17 protein-coding genes are annotated in these 18,946 nt (G+C 59.7%); 5 read left to right on the top strand and 12 right to left on the bottom strand.

Annotated elements, in window-relative coordinates:
• The first annotated feature begins 40 nt into the window (after positions 1-40).
• Together folB and folK are read left to right on the top strand one after the other, a co-directional pair.
• Complete coding sequence (gene folB, locus AC1RP7_RS25960; protein WP_008051601.1) at positions 41-397, top strand: dihydroneopterin aldolase; 357 nt, start codon at positions 41-43, stop codon at positions 395-397.
• Positions 388-906, top strand: coding sequence for a 2-amino-4-hydroxy-6-hydroxymethyldihydropteridine diphosphokinase (folK, locus tag AC1RP7_RS25955; RefSeq protein ID WP_407516239.1), 519 nt, complete (start codon positions 388-390; stop codon positions 904-906). Before folB ends, folK begins: the two co-directional genes overlap by 10 nt.
• Positions 907-988: 82 nt before the next feature.
• Here the strand turns inward: folK and AC1RP7_RS25950 are convergent, their stop codons facing one another.
• From AC1RP7_RS25950 to AC1RP7_RS25900, 11 genes are all read right to left on the bottom strand, one after another.
• Entirely contained in the window at positions 989-2,218 is a 1,230-nt protein-coding gene (locus AC1RP7_RS25950) for a multifunctional CCA addition/repair protein (RefSeq protein WP_493183151.1), read from the bottom strand.
• 63 nt (positions 2,219-2,281) lie between these two features.
• A complete protein-coding gene (locus tag AC1RP7_RS25945) occupies positions 2,282-3,844 on the bottom strand; it encodes a SpoVR family protein (protein WP_057713067.1) in 1,563 nt (520 codons plus the stop codon).
• The gene (locus AC1RP7_RS25940; protein WP_057713068.1) at positions 3,841-5,112 is read right to left on the bottom strand and encodes a YeaH/YhbH family protein; all 1,272 of its coding nucleotides are present in this window, start codon (positions 5,110-5,112) and stop codon (positions 3,841-3,843) included. Before AC1RP7_RS25940 ends, AC1RP7_RS25945 begins: the two co-directional genes overlap by 4 nt.
• A gap of 204 nt (positions 5,113-5,316) precedes the next feature.
• A complete protein-coding gene (locus AC1RP7_RS25935) occupies positions 5,317-7,239 on the bottom strand; it encodes a PrkA family serine protein kinase (protein ID WP_057713069.1) in 1,923 nt (640 codons plus the stop codon).
• 297 nt (positions 7,240-7,536) lie between these two features.
• Positions 7,537-7,866 carry a thiosulfate sulfurtransferase GlpE gene (gene glpE / locus AC1RP7_RS25930; protein WP_008051614.1) on the bottom strand — a complete coding sequence of 110 codons (330 nt, stop codon included), beginning with the start codon at positions 7,864-7,866 and terminating at the stop codon, positions 7,537-7,539.
• 33 nt (positions 7,867-7,899) lie between these two features.
• A complete protein-coding gene (locus tag AC1RP7_RS25925; protein WP_493183153.1) occupies positions 7,900-8,781 on the bottom strand; it encodes a symmetrical bis(5'-nucleosyl)-tetraphosphatase in 882 nt (293 codons plus the stop codon).
• The gene (gene apaG, locus AC1RP7_RS25920; protein WP_095944860.1) at positions 8,781-9,161 is read right to left on the bottom strand and encodes a Co2+/Mg2+ efflux protein ApaG; all 381 of its coding nucleotides are present in this window, start codon (positions 9,159-9,161) and stop codon (positions 8,781-8,783) included. The genes AC1RP7_RS25925 and apaG overlap by 1 nt, the downstream gene beginning before the upstream one ends.
• Before the next feature lie 115 nt (positions 9,162-9,276).
• Entirely contained in the window at positions 9,277-10,086 is an 810-nt protein-coding gene (gene rsmA, locus AC1RP7_RS25915) for a 16S rRNA (adenine(1518)-N(6)/adenine(1519)-N(6))-dimethyltransferase RsmA (RefSeq protein ID WP_057713072.1), read from the bottom strand.
• Positions 10,083-11,072, bottom strand: a complete 990-nt coding sequence (pdxA, locus tag AC1RP7_RS25910) for a 4-hydroxythreonine-4-phosphate dehydrogenase PdxA (RefSeq protein WP_218494776.1) — start codon at positions 11,070-11,072, stop codon at positions 10,083-10,085. The genes rsmA and pdxA overlap by 4 nt, the downstream gene beginning before the upstream one ends.
• On the bottom strand, positions 11,069-12,385 hold the full coding sequence (gene surA, locus AC1RP7_RS25905) for a peptidylprolyl isomerase SurA (protein WP_139212578.1): 1,317 nt from the start codon (positions 12,383-12,385) through the stop codon (positions 11,069-11,071). The genes pdxA and surA overlap by 4 nt, the downstream gene beginning before the upstream one ends.
• Positions 12,366-15,164, bottom strand: a complete 2,799-nt coding sequence (locus AC1RP7_RS25900) for an LPS-assembly protein LptD (RefSeq protein ID WP_090451741.1) — start codon at positions 15,162-15,164, stop codon at positions 12,366-12,368. The genes surA and AC1RP7_RS25900 overlap by 20 nt, the downstream gene beginning before the upstream one ends.
• 130 nt (positions 15,165-15,294) lie before the next feature.
• Between AC1RP7_RS25900 and AC1RP7_RS25895 the strand changes: the two genes are divergently transcribed.
• From AC1RP7_RS25895 to AC1RP7_RS25885, 3 genes are read left to right on the top strand one after another with little or no spacing between them, the layout of a single operon-like run.
• The gene (locus AC1RP7_RS25895; protein WP_090451739.1) at positions 15,295-16,314 is read left to right on the top strand and encodes an aminoglycoside phosphotransferase family protein; all 1,020 of its coding nucleotides are present in this window, start codon (positions 15,295-15,297) and stop codon (positions 16,312-16,314) included.
• Positions 16,311-16,982: an N-acetylmuramate alpha-1-phosphate uridylyltransferase MurU gene (murU, locus tag AC1RP7_RS25890; protein WP_057713076.1), complete on the top strand. Its 672-nt coding sequence runs from the start codon at positions 16,311-16,313 to the stop codon at positions 16,980-16,982. The genes AC1RP7_RS25895 and murU overlap by 4 nt, the downstream gene beginning before the upstream one ends.
• Position 16,983: 1 nt before the next feature.
• Positions 16,984-17,751 (top strand): TerB family tellurite resistance protein, encoded by a 768-nt coding sequence (locus AC1RP7_RS25885; protein WP_492586833.1) that lies wholly within the window; start codon positions 16,984-16,986, stop codon positions 17,749-17,751.
• Positions 17,752-17,888: 137 nt separating this feature from the next.
• Here the strand turns inward: AC1RP7_RS25885 and AC1RP7_RS25880 are convergent, their stop codons facing one another.
• Positions 17,889-18,878, bottom strand: a complete 990-nt coding sequence (locus AC1RP7_RS25880) for an alpha/beta hydrolase family protein (RefSeq protein ID WP_218494780.1) — start codon at positions 18,876-18,878, stop codon at positions 17,889-17,891.
• Positions 18,879-18,946 lie beyond the last annotated feature (68 nt).

The raw sequence follows: 18,946 nt of genomic DNA, 5'->3' as shown, positions 1-18,946 counted from the left end.
ACGGCGCATTGCGCCCTTGTCGTGTAGCGGAGAGAAGTGCTTGGACAGAGTGTTTATCGAGGGCCTGGAAGTCGACACGGTGATTGGTGCCTACGACTGGGAGCGAGGCATCCGACAGTGCTTGCGTCTTGACCTGAGTTTCGCCTGGGATAATCGCCCGGCCGCAGCCGGTGATGACCTGACCCTGGCGCTCGACTACGCCAGTGTTTCCTCGCGCATCCAGGCGTTTGCCGAGCAGGCGCAATTCCAGTTGGTGGAAACCTTTGCCGAGCGCCTGGTTGAAGTGCTGATGAGCGAATTCAAGATCACCTGGATGCGCCTTAAGCTGACCAAGCCCGGGGCCGTCCCGGCGGCCACCGGCGGTGTGGGCGTGGAGATCGAGCGCGGATGTCGCTGACTCAGGTGTACCTCGGGCTCGGTAGCAATATCGAGCGTGAAACCCATTTGCGGGCGGGACTCGATGCTCTGGCGGCATTCCTTGTCGATATCCGCTGTTCGGCGGTGTTCGAAAGCCAGCCGGTGGGCATCAAGAGCGGGCCGTTCTTCAATTTCGTGGTGTCGGCGTATACCGATCTGCCGCTGATGGAACTTGATCGTCGATTGAAGTTCATTGAGGCGGATAACGGTCGTTACGCACCGGATCGCCGAGGTTTGCCGCTGGATATCGACGTATTGTTGTTCGGTGACCAGGTGGGCAATTTCGATGGCTTGATCTTGCCGCGGGCAGAAATTCTGAAAAATGCGTTCGTTCTGTGGCCGTTGTCGTTGATAGCGCCGGATCGCGTGCACCCGGGCGCAGGCAAGAGTTTTGCGACTTTGTGGGCTGAAGCGCAGATCGATCAGGTGTTGGCGCCAGTAGCGTTCGAATGGCGCGGTGAACAGCTGACACCTTCAGATTTGTTGTGACCTAACTGACGTCTTCGCGAGCAGGCTCGCTCCCACAGATACGATGCAATTCCTGTGGGAGCGGGCTTGCTCGCGAAGCTTTTCAGACAGACGTCGCCTCTTTGTAAGCCTTCAGCGCCTTGAGCCGCTCGCGCTTGATCTCCTCCCCCAACTCCGGCCCCTTGAAGCCTTTCTCCAGCAACGGCTGAACCGCCACGCTACGCGCCGCAGTTGCCGCGCCGCGCAAGTAATCTGCCTGTGGGTAACTTCTTTCTTCCAGCCCTTTGCGCCCACGCGCATCCATCTCGCAGGCGGCGATGAACTCCTCGAACCGCTGTGGCCGACGGTAAATGTCGAAGCTTTGCAACAATTCCAGCAATGTCGATGGCTTCAGCTCAAGGGCGCGATGCCCATGGGTGTGGTACTCGCCCACCAGCAGCGCCAGTTCCTGGCAGTCCTTCGGCACCTTGAAGCGTTCATTGACCGCCTTGATCAGCTTCAGGCCCTTGAACTCGTGGGCAATGTGTCGCGGCCATTCATCCTCTGGCGTCAGTCCCTTGCCCAGGTCGTGCAGCAGGCACGCCCAGCGCACGGTGAGTGGCTGTTTGTGTAGTGCGGCTTGCTGCAACACGCTCAGGGTATGTGCACCTGTATCGATTTCCGGGTGATGGGCGGGTGGTTGCGGTACGCCAAACAGCGCGTCGACCTCGGGCATCAGAACCTTGAGTGCGCCGCATGCGCGCAGAACCTCAACAAATACCTGTGGCTGATCTTCCATCAGGGCGCGGGAAATTTCCTTCCAGCTGCGCTCAGGGGTCAGCGCTTCAAGTTCACCTGACTCGCTGAGTTGGTGCATCAGCGCCAGGGTTTCCGGGGCAACGGTAAAACCCAGCGTCGCGTAGCGCGCCGCGAAGCGGGCAACACGCAGGACCCGGAGTGGATCTTCGGCAAATGCCGGGGAAACATGGCGAAGCAGGCGCGCTTCAAGATCACGCTGGCCGTGGTACGGGTCGGTCAGGTTCTGCTGATCGTCCTCGGCCATGGCATTGATGGTCAGGTCGCGGCGGATCAGGTCTTCTTCGAGGGTGACTTCAGGGCTGGCGTGAAAAGTGAACCCGCCGTAACCGCGTCCGCTTTTGCGCTCGGTGCGGGCGAGGGCGTATTCCTCACTGCTTTTGGGATGAAGGAACACCGGGAAGTCCGCGCCCACCGGGCGAAAGCCCTTGGCGAGCATTTCTTCGGTGGTAGCGCCGACCACAACCCAGTCGATATCGGTAACCGGTTTACCCAGCAGGCGATCACGTACCGCACCGCCGACTTTATAAATACGCATAAAAAACCTCCGTTAGCTCGACAGGATAACCGTTACATCGAGCTTTCGGAGGCACAAACCGGATCAAAGATGGATGACGGCCAGGTCCAGGCGGCCGTAATCACCTTCGCTGTGCTCGCTTCTGGGCGGCACATGGTGGGTTTTCATGACCTGATCGCCTTGCAGGGTTTCCAGGTGAATGTCGAAGCCCCAGAGGCGGTGCAGGTGTTTGAGCACTTCTTCGGTCGAGTCCCCCAACGGTTTGCGGTCGTGCTGCTGGTGACGCAGGGTCAGGGAGCGGTCACCGCGACGGTCGATGCTGTAGATCTGCACGTTGGGCTCGCGATTGCCCAGGTTGTACTGTGCCGCGAGGGTTTCCCTGATGATGCGGTAGCCACCTTCGTCGTGAATGGCGGGCACCAGCAGGTCGTCCTTCTGGTCGTCATCGAGAATGCTGAACAGCTTCAGGTCGCGGATCACCTTGGGCGACAGGTACTGCAGGATGAAGCTCTCATCCTTGAAGCTGCTCATGGCGAACTTGATGGCTGCCAGCCAGTCGGTACCGGCAATGTCAGGGAACCAGCGGCGATCTTCTTCCGTAGGCTCTTCGCACATGCGGCGGATGTCGCGGTACATGGCAAACCCCAGGGCGTAGGGGTTGATGCCACTGTAGTAGGGGCTATCGAAGCCAGGCTGGAACACCACGCTGGTGTGGGACGTCAGGAACTCCATCATGAAGCCGTCGGTGACCAGGCCTTCGTCGTACAGGTCGTTCATCAGTGTGTAGTGCCAGAACGTGGCCCAACCCTCGTTCATGACCTGGGTCTGACGCTGTGGATAAAAATACTGGGCGATCTTGCGCACGATACGCACGATTTCCCGCTGCCATGGCTCCAGCAGCGGCGCATGTTTTTCGATGAAGTACAGGATGTTTTCCTGGGGTTCGGCGGGGAAGCGTGCGTTGTCCTTGTCGCTGTACTTGTCCGCGCCCTTGGGAATGGTGCGCCACAGATCGTTGATCTGTTTCTGTAAATGTTCTTCCCGGTCCTTTTGCCGGCGACGTTCTTCCTCCGCGGAGATCGGATAAGGGCGTTTGTAGCGGTCGACACCATAGTTCATCAGCGCATGGCAGGAGTCGAGCAGATCCTCGACCGCGTCGATACCGTGGCGTTCTTCGCATTGCATGATGTACTGCTTGGCAAACACCAGGTAATCGATGATCGAACTGGCGTCAGTCCAGGTGCGGAACAGGTAATTGCCTTTGAAAAAGCTGTTGTGCCCGTAGCAGGCATGGGCCACCACCAGCGCCTGCATGCAGATGGTGTTTTCTTCCATCAGGTAGGCGATGCATGGGTCGGAGTTGATCACGATCTCGTACGCCAGCCCCATCTGGCCGCGGGTGTAGGACTTTTCAGTGCTGAGGAAGTGCTTGCCATAGGACCAGTGGTGATAACCCAGCGGCATACCGACCGAGGCGTAGGCGTCCATCATCTGTTCGGCGGTGATCACTTCGATCTGGTTGGGATACGTATCGAGTGCGTAACCGGCCGCAATACGACTGATTTCGCGGTCGTAGGCCTGGATCAGCTCGAACGTCCATTCGGAGCCGGTGGAAATGGGTTGGCGTTTCTGCTCTTTGGCGGTCATGTCACTAACCTGCGCTGGAAGAGTTCACGGAAGACCGGATAGATATCCCCGGCCGAGACCAGTTGTTGCTGGGCAAATGTATCGGAAAAGGCTTCGGCGATGCGCTCGTACTCGAACCACAGGGCCTGGTGTTCGCGCGGGGTGATCTCAACGTAAGTGTAGTACTGCACGAATGGCATGATCTGGTTGATCAGGATGTCGCGGCAGATCGGAGAGTCGTCGTTCCAGTTGTCACCGTCTGAGGCCTGGGCGGCGTAGATGTTCCACTCGTTGCTCGGATAACGCTCGGCCATGATCTCCTGCATCAGTTTCAAGGCGCTGGAGACGATGGTGCCGCCGGTTTCCCGGGAGTAGAAAAACTCCTCTTCATCCACTTCGCGGGCGCTGGTGTGGTGGCGGATGAACACGACGTCGATCTTGTCGTAGTTACGCTTGAGAAACAGGTACAGCAGGATGAAGAAGCGCTTGGCGATGTCCTTGGTCGCCTGGGTCATCGAGCCGGACACGTCCATCAGGCAGAACATCACGGCCTTGGAACTGGGGTTGGGCTGTTTGATGAGCAGGTTGTACTTGAGGTCGAATGTGTCGAGAAACGGTATACGGTGAATGCGCGCGCTGAGTTTTTCGATTTCTGCTTCGATTTCCTGGATATCGCCGAAGTTGTCCGGTTCTTCTTGCTTGAGTCGCAGAAGTTCTTCCTTGGCTTCACGCAGTTTTGCGCGGCTGCTGCCGGATAGGGCGATGCGCCGGGCGTGGGCTGAGCGCAGGGTGCGGATGATGTTGATCCGCGACGGGTTGCCCTCGTTGCTGATCCCGGCGCGCACGGTCTTGAAGGTGTCGGTGCCGGTCAGGTTGCGTTTGACCAGGTTGGGCAGTTCGAGGTCCTCGAACATGAACTCGAGGAACTCTTCCTGGGTAATCTGGAAGACGAATTCGTCCATCCCCTCGCCGGAATTGCCCGCCTTGCCGGGGCCTCGGCCGCCACCGCCTCCCGGTGGGCGGGCAATATGTTCGCCGCTGGTGAATTCCTTGTTGCCCGGGTGCACGACCGTCTGCTTGCCACCGCGACCGTGATGAAGCACCGGCTCGTCGATGTCGCGGCCGGGAATGCTGATTTGTTCGCCGTGTTCCATATCGGTAATGGAGCGCCGGCTGACCGCCTCTTCGACAGCCTTCTTGATGTGATCACGGTAGCGCCGCAGAAAACGCTGGCGGTTCACCGTGCTCTTGTTCTTGCCATTGAGACGTCGGTCGATCACATAGCTCATGACTGCTCCTTAGAAGCTGTCCTGAAAGGGGCGAGCGGTTATGCAGCATCGGACCGGTGCCAAGGGATGTTCACGCTCCCCCAAGCGCTTTTGGATGCTGCCTGTACCTCGCTACCGACTTTCGAACACCTTCCAGAGGTCTGTGTAACAGAAAACGCGTACACAGGCCTCTGGCTGACGACAACCGGTCTGACCGGCAGCGGGTTACTGTGATTTTCTGACCCGCAGGTACCACTCGGACAGCAGTCGTACCTGTTTGTCGGTGTAGCCCCGCTCGACCATCCGTGTGACGAAGTCGTTGTGTTTCTGTTGGTCCTCTTTGCTGGCCTTGGCATTGAAGCTGATGACCGGCAGCAGGTCCTCGGTGTTGGAGAACATTTTCTTCTCGATGACCACCCGCAGTTTTTCGTAGCTGAGCCAGGTCGGGTTCTTGCCGTTGTTGTTGGCCCGGGCGCGCAGTACGAAGTTGACGATTTCGTTGCGGAAATCCTTCGGATTGCTGATGCCGGCCGGTTTTTCGATTTTCTCCAGTTCTTCGTTCAACGCTACGCGGTTGAGGATCTCGCCGGTTTCCGGGTCGCGGTATTCCTGGTCCTGGATCCAGAAGTCGGCGTACAGCACATAACGATCGAAGATGTTCTGGCCGTACTCGCTGTAGGACTCGAGGTAGGCGGTCTGGATCTCTTTGCCGATGAATTCGATGTAGCGCGGTGCCAGGTACTCCTTGAGGAAGCGCAGATAGCGTTCGCGGGTCTCGGCCTGGAACTGTTCCTGCTCGATCTGTTGTTCCAGCACGTAAAGCAGGTGCACCGGGTTGGCGGCAATTTCGTGCGGGTCGAAGTTGAACACCTTCGACAGGATCTTGAACGCGAAGCGGGTCGACAGACCGTTCATGCCTTCGTCGACGCCCGCATTGTCGCGGTATTCCTGGATCGACTTGGCTTTCGGATCGGTGTCCTTGAGGTTCTCGCCGTCGTACACGCGCATCTTCGAGTAGATGTTGGAGTTTTCCGGCTCCTTGAGGCGCGAGAGCACGGTGAACTGGGCCAGCATCTTCAGGGTATCCGGCGCGCAATGGGCCTTGGCCAGCGAACTGTTGAACAGCAGCTTGTCGTAGATCTTCACTTCGTCACTGACCCGCAGGCAGTACGGCACTTTGACGATGTAGATCCGGTCGATGAAGGCTTCGTTGTTCTTGTTGTTGCGGAAGGTGTGCCACTCCGATTCGTTGGAGTGCGCCAGCAGGATCCCGGTGAACGGAATCGCGCCGAGGCCTTCGGTACTGTTGTAGTTGCCTTCCTGGGTGGCGGTCAGCAGTGGGTGCAGCACCTTGATCGGTGCCTTGAACATTTCGACGAATTCCATCAGGCCCTGGTTGGCCCGGCACAGGGCGCCCGAGTAGCTGTAGGCGTCGGCGTCGTTTTGCGGGAACTCCTCCAGTTTGCGGATATCGACCTTGCCCACCAGCGCCGAGATGTCCTGGTTGTTTTCGTCGCCAGGTTCGGTCTTGGCCACAGCGACCTGGTTGAGGATCGACGGGTAGAGTTTGACCACGCGGAACTGACTGATGTCGCCACCGAATTCGGCCAGGCGTTTGGTCGCCCATGGCGACATGATGGTGTTGAGGTAGCGCCGTGGAATGCCAAAGTCTTCCTCGAGGATCGCGCCATCTTCGGTGGCGTTGAAAAGACCCAGGGGCGACTCGAAAACCGGCGAGCCCTTGATTGCATAGAAGGGCACTTTTTCTATCAGTTGCTTGAGCTTCTCGGCCAGGGACGATTTACCGCCACCGACAGGGCCGAGCAGGTACAGGATCTGTTTCTTCTCTTCCAGGCCCTGAGCGGCATGGCGGAAATACGACACGATCTGGTCGATGCATTCTTCCATCCCGTGGAAGTCTTCAAAGGCCGGATAGCGGCGGATGACCTTGTTGGAGAAGATGCGCGACAGTCTCGAGTTGGTCGAGGTGTCGAGCAGTTCCGGTTCACCGATGGCCAGCAATAGACGCTCGGCGGCGGAGGCGTAGGCGCTGCGGTCCTGTTTGCACAGCTCAAGATACTCTTGCAGAGAGAGTTCTTCCTGGCGTGTGGACTCGAAGCGTTGTTGGAAGTGGCTAAAGATACTCATGACGTCACCTCGCTCGATACGTGGAGCCGACGCCGGATCACTCAGTCGATGCTGGCAGCAACCGAACAGGCGATTGCTGTTTACCCCCCAGAACTCTCCCGGAGCTGACTACTCCGAAAGCTACTCCCGATGACCCGTGCGCCGGTGTACCGGCTCTCCCCTGTTTTGGATGGCCTGGGCTTAAGGATAGTTGGGAATTCGGGAGGTAAAGGCGAGATACGTAATTAGTTGTGGCAGACCGTTCGTCTGCCACCGCGCTAGCCCGCGGGAGCCGGGGCCTGCAACGTTACAAAAAAATTATTCAGTGGTGCCTTGCGCCGTTTCCGCAGGATACGTCGTACGCCACAACTCGAATCCGCCATCCATGCTGTAGACGTCGGAGAAGCCCTGGCTGATCAGGTAAGCGGCCGCGCCCTGGCTGGAATTGCCGTGATAGCAGACCACCACGGTCGGTGCATCGAGGTCGGCACCCTGGATGAAAGCGTGCAGGGAATGGTTGTCCAGATGCTTGGAACCTGCGATGTGCAGGGCGGCAAAAGTGGCCGGGTCGCGGACGTCGACCACCACTGCGCCTTGTTCGCGCAGGGCCTGGGCCTGTTCCGGGGGAATACGTTTGAATTCGCTCATGGCGGGCTCCTGTGGCTCGGCTGAATGGGCAGTCTAGCGCGGGGCGCTGGCTGGCGATGTTTGGGAAATGGATGAGGCGACTGGCGGCACGGCATGGCCGTGTTCGTCGCATTTGCAGGACAGGCGCTCAAGGCTGTCGACGTCCATCAGGGTCAGGGCGCCGCCCCAGACACAGCCTGTATCGAGCGCCGAAATACCCGGCTCTTCGACGTTGCCTTCCAGTGCTGCCCAGTGACCGAAAATGATTTTCAGGTTCTTGGTCTTGCGTTCCTTGTGCTGGAACCAGGGTTTGTAGCCAGGTGGTGCGGTATCGAGGCCTTCCTTGCTCTTGAGGTCGAGTTTGCCTTCGGCGGTGCAAAAGCGCATGCGGGTGAAATAGTTGGTGATCACCCGCAGGCGCGTCACGCCTTTGAGGTCGTTGTCCCATTTCGCCGGATCGTTGCCGTACATGCCATCGAGGTAGGGCGGCAACAGGTTGTCGTCACGCAAGGCAGCCTCGACTTCGGCGGCACATTTCAAGGCCTTGCGCAGCGACCACTGCGGTGGAATGCCGGCATGGACCAGTACAAGGTTGCGCTGTTCGTCGTAGTGCATGAGTTTTTGCTGGCGCAGCCATTCGAGCAGTTCAGCGCTATCGGGCGCTTCAATGATCTCGCGCAGGGTGTCGGCCTTCTTCAGGCGTTCGATATTGCGTCCGGCCGCCAGCAAGTGCAGGTCATGGTTGCCGAGCACGCACACCAGCGATTCGCGAATGCTGTAGAGGAAGCGCAAGGTTTCCAGCGACTGCGGGCCGCGGTTGACCAGGTCGCCCACCAGCCACAGACGATCGCGTTTCGGGTCGAACGCCACTTGTTTGAGCAGGCATTGCAGGGCCTGAAGACAGCCTTGCAGGTCACCGACAGCGTACGTTGCCATCAGTGCAGGGCTCCGGGCACCGCCAGGCGGAAGGGCGCGATGATGGCATCGAAATGTTTACCGTCGTCGGACAGCATCTGATAGGTGCCTTGCATGGTGCCGACCTTGGTGGTCATGACCGTGCCGCTGCTGTAGGTGTGGCTCTTGCCGGGCTCGATCAACGGTTGCTGGCCGACCACGCCTGCACCGCGCACTTCTTCGACATGCCCGTCACCATCGGTGATGACCCAGTGCCGTGAAAGCAGTTTGGCGGGCATTTCACCGTTGTTTTGCACGGTGATGGTGTAGGCGAAGGCAAAGCGGTCGTGCTCGGGTTGCGATTGTTCTGCCAGATAGCGGGTGACGACGCTGACGTCGACCTGATAGCGAGGATCGGACATGCAAAGGGCCTTAAAAACGAAGCGGGACGCGGGGCGTAGCTGTTGGGGTTCAGTCTAGGCCAAGTATCGGGTAGTAGACCAGAGTGGCGTCCTACCCGATAGCGCTCATCGCCTGTCAGTCAGCGGTAGGCTTTTGTTCGCTGAGCTTGTCGGCCAGGCGCACGAACGCGGCCAGGTCGAGTTGCTCGGGACGCAGGCTGCCATCGACGCCGGCTGCTTCGATTTCGGCATTGCTCAGCAGCAGCTTGAGAGTGTTGCGCAGGGTTTTGCGGCGCTGGTTGAAAGCTTCGCGCACGACGCGTTCCAGCAGGCGGTGATCCTTGGCCGGGTGTGGCAGTACCGCGTGGGGTACCAGGCGCACGATGGCCGAATCGACTTTCGGCGGCGGGTTGAACGCGCCCGGGCCGACATTGAACAGGTGCTCGACCCGGCAGTGGTACTGAACCATGATCGACAAGCGACCCCAGTCGCCACCACCAGGGCCGGCAGCCAGGCGCTCGACCACTTCCTTTTGCAGCATGAAGTGCATGTCGCGAATCAGGTGCGAGTTGTGCAGCAGGTGAAAAATCAGCGGCGTGGAGATGTTGTACGGCAGGTTGCCGACCACGCGCAGACTGCCAGGCGCGGCATTCAGGCTATTGAAGTCGAACTTCAGCGCATCGCCCTGATGCAGGTTGAAGTTGCTCTTGCCGGCAAACTGCTGGTTGAGAATCGGGATCAGGTCCTTGTCCAGCTCCACCACGTCGAGTTGCGCGCCGCTGCTGAGCAGGCCTTGGGTCAGTGCGCCCTGGCCCGGGCCGATTTCCAGCAGGCGGTCTTCTGCCTTGGCATGAATGGAGCGCAGGATGCGGTCGATAACGCCGGCATCGTGCAGGAAGTTCTGGCCAAAGCGTTTGCGCGCCTTGTGTTGGTATTGCTCGGTCATAAACGGGTCTCGGCCATCTGGTAGGCGGTTTCCAGGGCGACTTGCAGGCTGCCGGTGTCGATCTTGCCACTGCCGGCCAGGTCCAGGGCGGTGCCGTGGTCGACCGATGTGCGGATGATCGGCAAGCCGAGGGTCACGTTGACTGCCGCGCCGAAGCCTTTGTACTTCAGCACCGGCAGGCCCTGGTCGTGGTACATCGCCAGCACCGCATCGCAGTGCTCCAGATATTTGGGGGTAAACAGAGTGTCGGCGGGCAGGGGGCCTCGAAGGTCCATGCCCTCGCCGCGCAGGCGCTCTAATGTGGGTTCGATGATATCGATTTCTTCATGGCCCAGGTGTCCGCCTTCGCCGGCATGGGGGTTGAGCCCGCAAACCAGGATGCGTGGCCGGGCGATGCCGAACTTGTTTTGCAGGTCGGCGTGCAGGATTCGCGTGACGCGCTCCAGACGCTCCGGCGTGATTGCATCGGCAATCTCGCGAAGGGGCAGGTGAGTGGTCACCAGGGCTACGCGCAAGCCGCGCGTGGCCAGCATCATCACCACTTGCGCGGTGTGGGTCAGGTCGGCGAGGAATTCCGTATGCCCGGAAAAGGCGATGCCGGATTCGTTGATCACGCCTTTGTGCACCGGCGCGGTAATCATGCCGGCGAAATCTCCGCTCAGGCAGCCTTGGCCGGCGCGGGTCAGGGTTTCCAGTACGAAGGCAGCGTTGGCCTTGTCCAGTTGCCCGGCGACGACCTTGGCGTTGAGCGGTGTATCCCAGACATACAGGCTGTTGGCTGGCGCGGGTACATCCGGCCAGCTGTCCGGTGTGACCGGCAGCAAATCGACAGCCACGCCCAGTTGCGCGGCCCGCTCAATGAGCAGGTCGCGGCTGGTAATGGCAATCAGGGGGTGAGGCTGGGCTTGCGAGGCGAGCAGCAGACACAGGTCGGGACCTATGCCGGCCGGTTCGCCGGGTGTCAGCGCGAAACGTTGGGGTTTCACTGCGCTGCCTGGTCGGCGCCAGGGAGTTTGATTTCCACGTACGCTTCGTCACGGATCTGACGCAGCCAGGTTTGCAGCTCTTCGTCGTATTTGCGGTTACGCAAAACGGTCATTGCTTGCTGCTCGCGAGCCTGTGTGGTGCTGTCGGTGGCGCGACGGCCAAGGACTTCCAGGACATGCCAGCCGTATTGAGTCTGGAACGGCTTGGACAGCTGACCTTGCGGGGTACTGGCCATCACTTCGCGGAACTCGGGCACCAGTGCGTTCGGGTCGATCCAGTTCAGATCTCCGCCGTTGAGGGCGGAACCCGGGTCTTCCGAGTAGCTTTTCGCCAGCTCGCCGAAGTCTTCGCCAGCCTCGATACGGCTGTAGAGCGAGTCAGCCAGGGCCTTGGTTTTTGCTTCGTCGCGGATCGGGCTCGGTTTGACCAGGATGTGGCGCACATGCACTTCATCGCGCATCTGGGTCTGGCCGCCACGCTTTTCGAGAATCTTCAGGATGATGAAGCCGCCCGGGGTGCGCATTGGCTGGGTGACATCGCCCACCGGCATGGTGCTCAGCAGGCGATCGAACGGCGGTGGCAATTGAGCGGCTTTACGCCAGCCCATGTCACCACCTTCCAGTGCGGTTTCGCTGGCGGACTTGGCGATCGCCAACTGACTGAAGTCAGCGCCTTGCTTGAGCTGCTGGTAAATCGCATCGGCCTGCTTGGCTGCACTCTGAATCGCGTCGGAGTTGGCGCTTTCCGGCGTAGGAATCAGGATGTTGGCCAGGTGGAACTCTTCAGACAGTTGCATTTTGCCCAGGTCCGACGCCAGGAAGTTCTTCACTTCCTGCTCGGAGACCTGAATGCGTTCGGCAACCCGACGCTGGCGTACACGGCTGATGACCATTTCGCGGCGAATCTGCTCACGTGCGTCGTCGTAGGACAGGCCGTCGCGAGTCAGGGCGGCGCGGAACTGCTCGACCGACATGTTGTTGCGCTGGGCAATGGTGCCGACAGCCTGGTTCAACTCTTCATCGGTAATGCGGATGCCGGAACGCTCGCCGATCTGCAATTGCAGGTTTTCGACGATCAGGCGCTCAAGTACCTGCTGCTCCAGCACGCTGGCCGGCGGCACGGCAGAGCCACGCTTGGCAATGGTTTGCTGAACTTCATGAACGCGTTGGTCCAGTTGGCTCTGCATGACCACGTCGTTGTCGACGATGGCCACCACTTTATCGATGGACTGTACGGCGGCGCTCGCCGCCGTACTCAGGAACAGCGCGCCCAGCATCAGCGGGCGCAGACAATCAGAAAGCTTGGTCTTCACGTTCACGATAACCTTGAATGCCTTTGTCGAGGAAGCTCTCTACCTTGGCGCCAGTCAGGCCGCCGAGTCCCTTCAGAACAATTTGGAGGAAGACGCCATGGTCGCCTTTTTCGTTTTGCGGTGCTTCCTGACTGAACTCGTCATAAGCGACCCAGTAACGGTTGATCAGGCGCAGTTTCCAGCAGCAGTTGTCGTACTCGAAGCCACCGAAGGCTTCCAGGGTACGGTTGCGGTTGTAGTCATACTGCCAACGGCTGATGGCGTTCCATTGCGGCACGATCGGCCAGATCACCGAGAAGTCGTGCTGTTTGATCTTGTAGTAATCCTTCACGTAGCCAGGCTGGCCAGGGGTGCCGTAGTCACCGCCACCAACGCTCCATTGACCGGTGTTCTGGTCGTAACGGACCTGGTCATTGCGATAGCGATAGCCGGCGTTGATGACCTTGTTCGGGTTGTCTTCAGGCTGGTAATGGAACATCGCGCTGCCCGAGCGAGGGCTGCGGCTGTCCGGATCCCAGTTGTAATCGGCCGTGGTGCGCCAGTCGCGGTTCCAGCGATATTCGTATTCCAGGGCGTAAGGCGAAACGTTGGCTTGCGTATCCTGGCGGGTTTTTGCATCGATACCCGGCAACTGAACTTCGCGGTCCTTGAAGTACAAGGCCTGACCGACGCTGAGGCGTTGACGTTCGAAGCCATTGTCTTCGATCCAGCGGCTGGTCACACCCAGGGACAGTTTGTTCTCGTCACCGACACGGTCGGAGCCGGAGAAGCGGTTGTCACGGAACAGCGACGCATAGTTGAAGGTGTATTCGCTGGTATCGAATATCGGGATGTCTTCCTGGTCGACCTCAGGCACGTACAGGTAGAACAGGCGCGGCTCGAGGGTCTGGCGGTAGTTCTTGCCGAAATACTGGGTATTGCGATCGAAGTACAGGCCGCTGTCGATGCTGGCGATCGGTACGCCGCGGTTCTGGTTGCTGTCGAATGTTCCCAGGAGCCTGTCCTGTTCTGCGGTCTGATTCGCAATCTGACCTTTGCCGGTGCTGTCCAGGTCCAGTTGATACTGGGTGTACTGGTACTTGAGCTTCGGTGTCAGGAAGCCGTAGGTCGTGTTCATCGGCAGGCTGATGGCGGGCGCGAGATTCAGGCGGTCGCCATTGGCGCGGGCCAGACCTTGAACGTTGTTATCCAGACGGGGAGAGCCGACACCGTCTTCGTCAAAATATGTTCCGCTCTGCAGATCCCGGTCAAACCGTACGAGTTCGGTGTTGTACGTGAAGTCCAGGCCTTCCGGATGATAAGGCAGCATGCCGTCGAGGGTGAGCTGCGGCAGGCGATCGTACGGCGTAATGTTCGACACGCTCGCCAGTTCGTATGCCTGGGCGTTCACGCGAGCGGAATAGCTGTCGCCACGATAGGTGACGGAACCCTGCTGGTTCACGTAGTCGTTGTTTTTGATGCCAATCTGGTCGGTCTGCAGATCCTGGAAGTAATACGGATCGCTGATCTTGGTGTAGTCGACTTGCGTGAGTACTCGCGAGTCGAGACCACCCTTGTGCTGCCAGTTGTACATGTAGCGGGTTTTTTCGGCGTCGCTCTGCTTGTCGCGTTCGTCGCTTTCGTCGTTGAGGTACGCCGCGCCGAACTGGCCTTCGCTGGACTTGGTCAGGTAGCGGAATTCGCCTTCCATCAACAAGCCGTGCTTTTCCATGTAGCGTGGGTACAACGTGGCATCGTAGTTCGGTGCCAGGTTGAAGTAGTACGGGGTGACCAGCATGAAGCCGGTATCGCTGCCGGTGCCGATGGTCGGCGGCAGGAAGCCCGACTGGCGACGGTCGTCGATCGGGAAGTAGATGTACGGCGTGTACAGGACCGGAATGTCCTTGACTCGCAGCGTCACGTTGGTCGCCGTACCGAAACCGGTGGCCGGGTTCAGGGTGATGTTGTTGCCCTTGAGCTGCCAGGCGTTGCTGTTCGGTTCGCACGTGGTGTACGTACCATCCTTGAGGCGGATGATCGCGTTCTCGGCACGTTTGGCGTACAGCGCATTACCGCGGATGCGGGATTTGTGCATCACGTATTCGGCGTTGTCGACCTTGGCTTCACCGGTGTCGAGCTGCACGTCGGCGTGGTCGCCGACGATCAGGGCGCCGTTGTCGCGAATGCGCACGTTGCCGTTCAGTTCGCCACGGCTTTCGGCCTGATACAGGTTGGCTTCGTCGGCTTCGACCTGCATGCTGCCCTGACGCATGACAACGTCGCCGGCCAGGGTCGCAACTTGCTCATCCTGCTTATAGCGGGAGGCTTTTGCGCCGATAAAGGTTGGAGCGTCACTTTTATCCGTCTTGTCATCCATGCCAGGACGAATCGGTTCGATATAGGAACCGGAGCAATAAGGACCGGTTTCGGCCAATTGTGCGGCGGTAAGCTGCTCGCGGGGAACCCAGTCGAGGTGACTGTAGTCTGCGCTACGCGACTTCAGGCCACGGCCTTTGGATTCGGTGACCAGCACCGGTTTGGCGCCGGCGTCTTCGCTGGAACCGTTTTCGGCCGGGGCTTCGCCGGTGGCGGAAACTGCGCTGCCGTCATGGACGGGACGCGGTGGCAATGCAGCCGCCGGCGTCTTTGGCGCACAGTCCCAGGAGCCCGAAGCAGAGACTGAGCAGTCAAACTGTTCCGCGGCGACCACGTAGGAAGTGGCAAGGGGTTGCAGCGCCAGCAAACTGCCGGTAACCAACAACGGAAATTTTTTACGAAACGCGGGGGATTTCAATGCCATCTTATTAGTCCGGGCTTCCTGCGTGCCATCTGCCCGCGGTGTGGGCCGCACGCCTCTCGATGGTCTGAAAAAGATGCTGGATAATAAAGCATGACCCGCTTGACGGCTAGCGCCGTCGGAGACCCTTGCAATGCCTGATCAAGATGTACGCTTGCAACACCTGAAAGTTTGGCTCGATGAACAATTGGCGACCCTTTTTGCCGAGCAGGGCTGGGGCGTCGTACCCCCGGCCACGTTGACTGCGGCCAGCAGCGACGCGAGTTTTCGGCGGTATTTCCGCTGGGAAGGCGGTGACAAAAGTTTCATCGTGATGGACGCGCCGCCGCCCCAGGAAAACTGCAAACCCTTCGTGGATATCGCCTTTTTGCTGGCGAAATCCGGAATAAATGTGCCGAAAATTTATGCCGAAGACCTCGAACGCGGCTTTCTTTTGCTCAATGACCTGGGCAACAAGACCTATCTGGACGTCATCGAAAGCGAAAACGCCGACGATTTGTTCAAGGATGCCCTGCAAGCGTTGCTGGCTTTCCAGCAGCTGCCGATGGTTGCGCCTCTGCCGAGCTATGACGTGGCCTTGCTTCGTCGCGAGCTGGAGCTGTTCCCCGAGTGGTACGTGAAGCGCGAATTGGGCATCGAACTGGACGCGGCGCAGCAAGTGCTCTGGCAGCAGGTCAGCGAACTGTTGATCGACAGCGCCCTGGCACAGCCAAAAGTCCTGGTGCATCGCGACTACATGCCGCGCAACCTGATGCTCAGCGAGCCCAATCCCGGTGTGCTGGACTTCCAGGATGCGGTGTATGGCCCGGTGACCTACGACGTGACCTGCCTGTTCAAGGACGCATTCCTCAGCTGGCCCGAGGAGCGCGTGCACGGCTGGCTCGAAAGCTACTGGCAACAAGCGGGTGCCCTCGGGATTCCGGTTCAGCCCGACTTCGAGGACTTCCTGCGTGCCAGCGACTTGATGGGCGTGCAACGTCACCTGAAAGTCATCGGCATTTTCGCGCGCATCTGCCATCGCGACGGCAAACCGCGTTACCTGGGTGATGTGCCACGTTTCTTTGCGTACATAGACGCGGTGATCGCGCGCCGCCCTGAACTGGCCGAGCTGGATGTGTTGCTGGCCAGTTTGCGTGCCGGAGTGAAAGCATGAAGGCAATGATTCTGGCCGCGGGCAAAGGTGAGCGCATGCGCCCGCTGACCCTGACCACGCCAAAACCGCTGGTTCGTGCAGGCGGCGTGCCGCTGATCGAGTATCACCTGCGAGCACTGGCCGCCGCCGGCTTCACCGACATTGTGATCAATCACGCCTGGCTCGGTCAGCAGATCGAAGACTATCTGGGCGATGGTTCGCGTTATGGCGTGAGCATTCAGTACTCGGCCGAAGGTGAACCCCTGGAAACCGGCGGCGGAATTTTCCGCGCGTTGCCATTGTTGGGGGATGAAGCGTTTGTCGTGGTCAACGGCGACATCTGGACCGATTACGACTTCAGCGTGCTGCATCAGCCCATCAACGGCCTGGCGCACCTGGTGCTGGTCAGCAACCCGCCCCATCATCCGGCCGGGGACTTTGGCCTGGTAGAAACGCGGGTGCTCGACGGTCAACCAGGGGCTGGCACCTTGACCTACAGCGGTATCGCCGTGTTGCATCCGCAGTTGTTCGACGGTTGCACCGAGGGGGCCTTCAAGCTCGCTCCACTGTTGCGCAAGGCCATGGCTGACGGGCAGGTGACCGGCGAGCAATTGAGGGGGCACTGGGTCGATGTCGGCACTCACGAGCGTCTGGCCGAAGTTGAAACATTAATAGAAGCGAGCCGCTGAGATGCTGTGGCCAGGGACTCTGATCGGAGCCGGAGCAGGCTTTGCCATAGCCAGCATTCCGGGGGCCATTCTCGGCGCGTTGTTGGGGCAGGCGCTGGACCGGCGCTTGCACCTGCAGAGTTGGGGGCATTTGCTGGAAAAACTTGGCGGTCGTCCGGTGCTGCGCAACGATGAGTTGCTCTTCGTGCTACTGGGACGTCTGGCGAAGTGCGACGGGCGGGTGGTGGATGGCCACATCCAGCAGGCCCGGGCGGAAATGCGCTCGCTGGAAATGTCCGAACCGGCCCAGCGTCGGGCGATTGCCGCGTTCAATCGTGGAAAATCGGGTAATGACCGCCTGCGCGGTTATCTGCGTCGCCTGAGTGCCCAGCCCCATGCGGCGGAAGGTGTGTTGCGCGCCTGCTGGCGAATGGTCTGGGCCGATGGTCGTGCCGGCAGCAGTGAACGTCAATTGATCGGCCAATGGGGCAAATGGCTGGGCTGGACGCCCCATCAGGTGCAGGCGTTGGCCCACGACTATGAGCCGCAGAAACGGCCATTGGGCAACAGTGTGCCAAGTTATCAGGACGCGTTGAGGCTTTTGGGGGTGTCGGCCACCACTGAACCGGCGCAGATCAAGCGTGCATACCGGCGCCTGCTCAGTCGTCATCATCCGGACAAGATTGCCGGCAGTGGCGCGACGGCGATGCAGGTGCGTGAGGCCACCGAGCGAACGCGTGAACTGCATAATGCCTATACGCTGATTCGGGAGCGGCGGGATTTTCGCTAGCCTGGAAAACTTGCTTCGCCAGTGATACCGCTATCGCGAGCAAGCTCGCTCCCACAGGTTCATGTCGTCCGCAATTTTGTGATCGGCATAAAAACTGTGGGAGCGTGGCTTGCCCGCGATGACGGCGCCTCGGTCTGTCAGCCCGACGGGTTCTGCGGATTCAACCAACCCCGCACCCGACGGAACAATTGCTCCTGTTCGGCTTTGGTATCCGGCAACGCCTTGAGCGCGACCTGGCTGAATGCCGACGTTTTCACCCGTTTGTTGGCCTGCAGACGGGCTAGCGCCGCATTGCGATCCAGCGGCTTGTCCATGTAGAAGATGTCGGCGGTCGGCAGTTTCAGATTCGGCGCCAGCTCATCCAGCTCGGGTTTCGCTTGAGCAGGTGTCTGCGCTGCGACCATGAGGAAGCGCTCGACTTGCGAAGGCGGCTTCTCGCTTAAATAGCGCGCCGCCCAATAAGCGCCGGTGCCATGCCCCAACACCACGATACTGCGGGCTCTTTGCTGTTCGGCGAATGCAATCGCGGCGTCGATCCGGGCGAAGATGCGCTCGGCATCTGCCTTGGACTGTTCTTCGGTGGTTTCGGTGACGGCCTTGTCGGCCACATCGGCCTCGCCTCCGGCCACCTGTTCGATAGGGGCTGCGGTGGTCGAGTCTTTACTGCCGGTTTCGGCGGGCTTGGGAGCCGGCGCTGCTTCCACGATTCGTGGCGCAATGGCGTCGCTTTGCAGGTCCGGCAAGGTGATACTCAGGCTGCTCCACTCGGCATCCGGCAATTTGCGCCGCAAAGGGCCGATCGCTTGCGGCCAGTCAACGGTTTCACCGGCGCCCGGGATGATAATCACCGCGCCTTTAGGTTCGGCGGTATTGGCCGGTTTCCACAAGGCCAGAAAGGTGTCGGAGCCTGCTTGCAGTTGTTGCTGTTCCTGAGCCGGGATTTTTCGCTCAAGTGCAGTCGCTTCTTCCTGACTACGCTCAGGCAGCGGCTGACGTTCGAGTGGTTTTTCTTCGGCGGTTTTTTCCTCCGCGGCGGGTGCCGGGTCGGCCGCCTTGACGGAAAAAGCGCAAGGCAGGATCAGCGACAGGCACAATGCTGGCAGTGCCAGGCGGTAGACAGAGGGCATCGGGTATTCCAGGCCAGAAGTTGTTCCGGCAGCCTAATGGGTTGGTCAGTATTTGTCAGTGTGTGAGA

This window comes from Pseudomonas sp. GW822-FHT01E03 (assembly GCF_058802985.1).
This window is presented reverse-complemented; position numbering and strand designations above follow the sequence as displayed.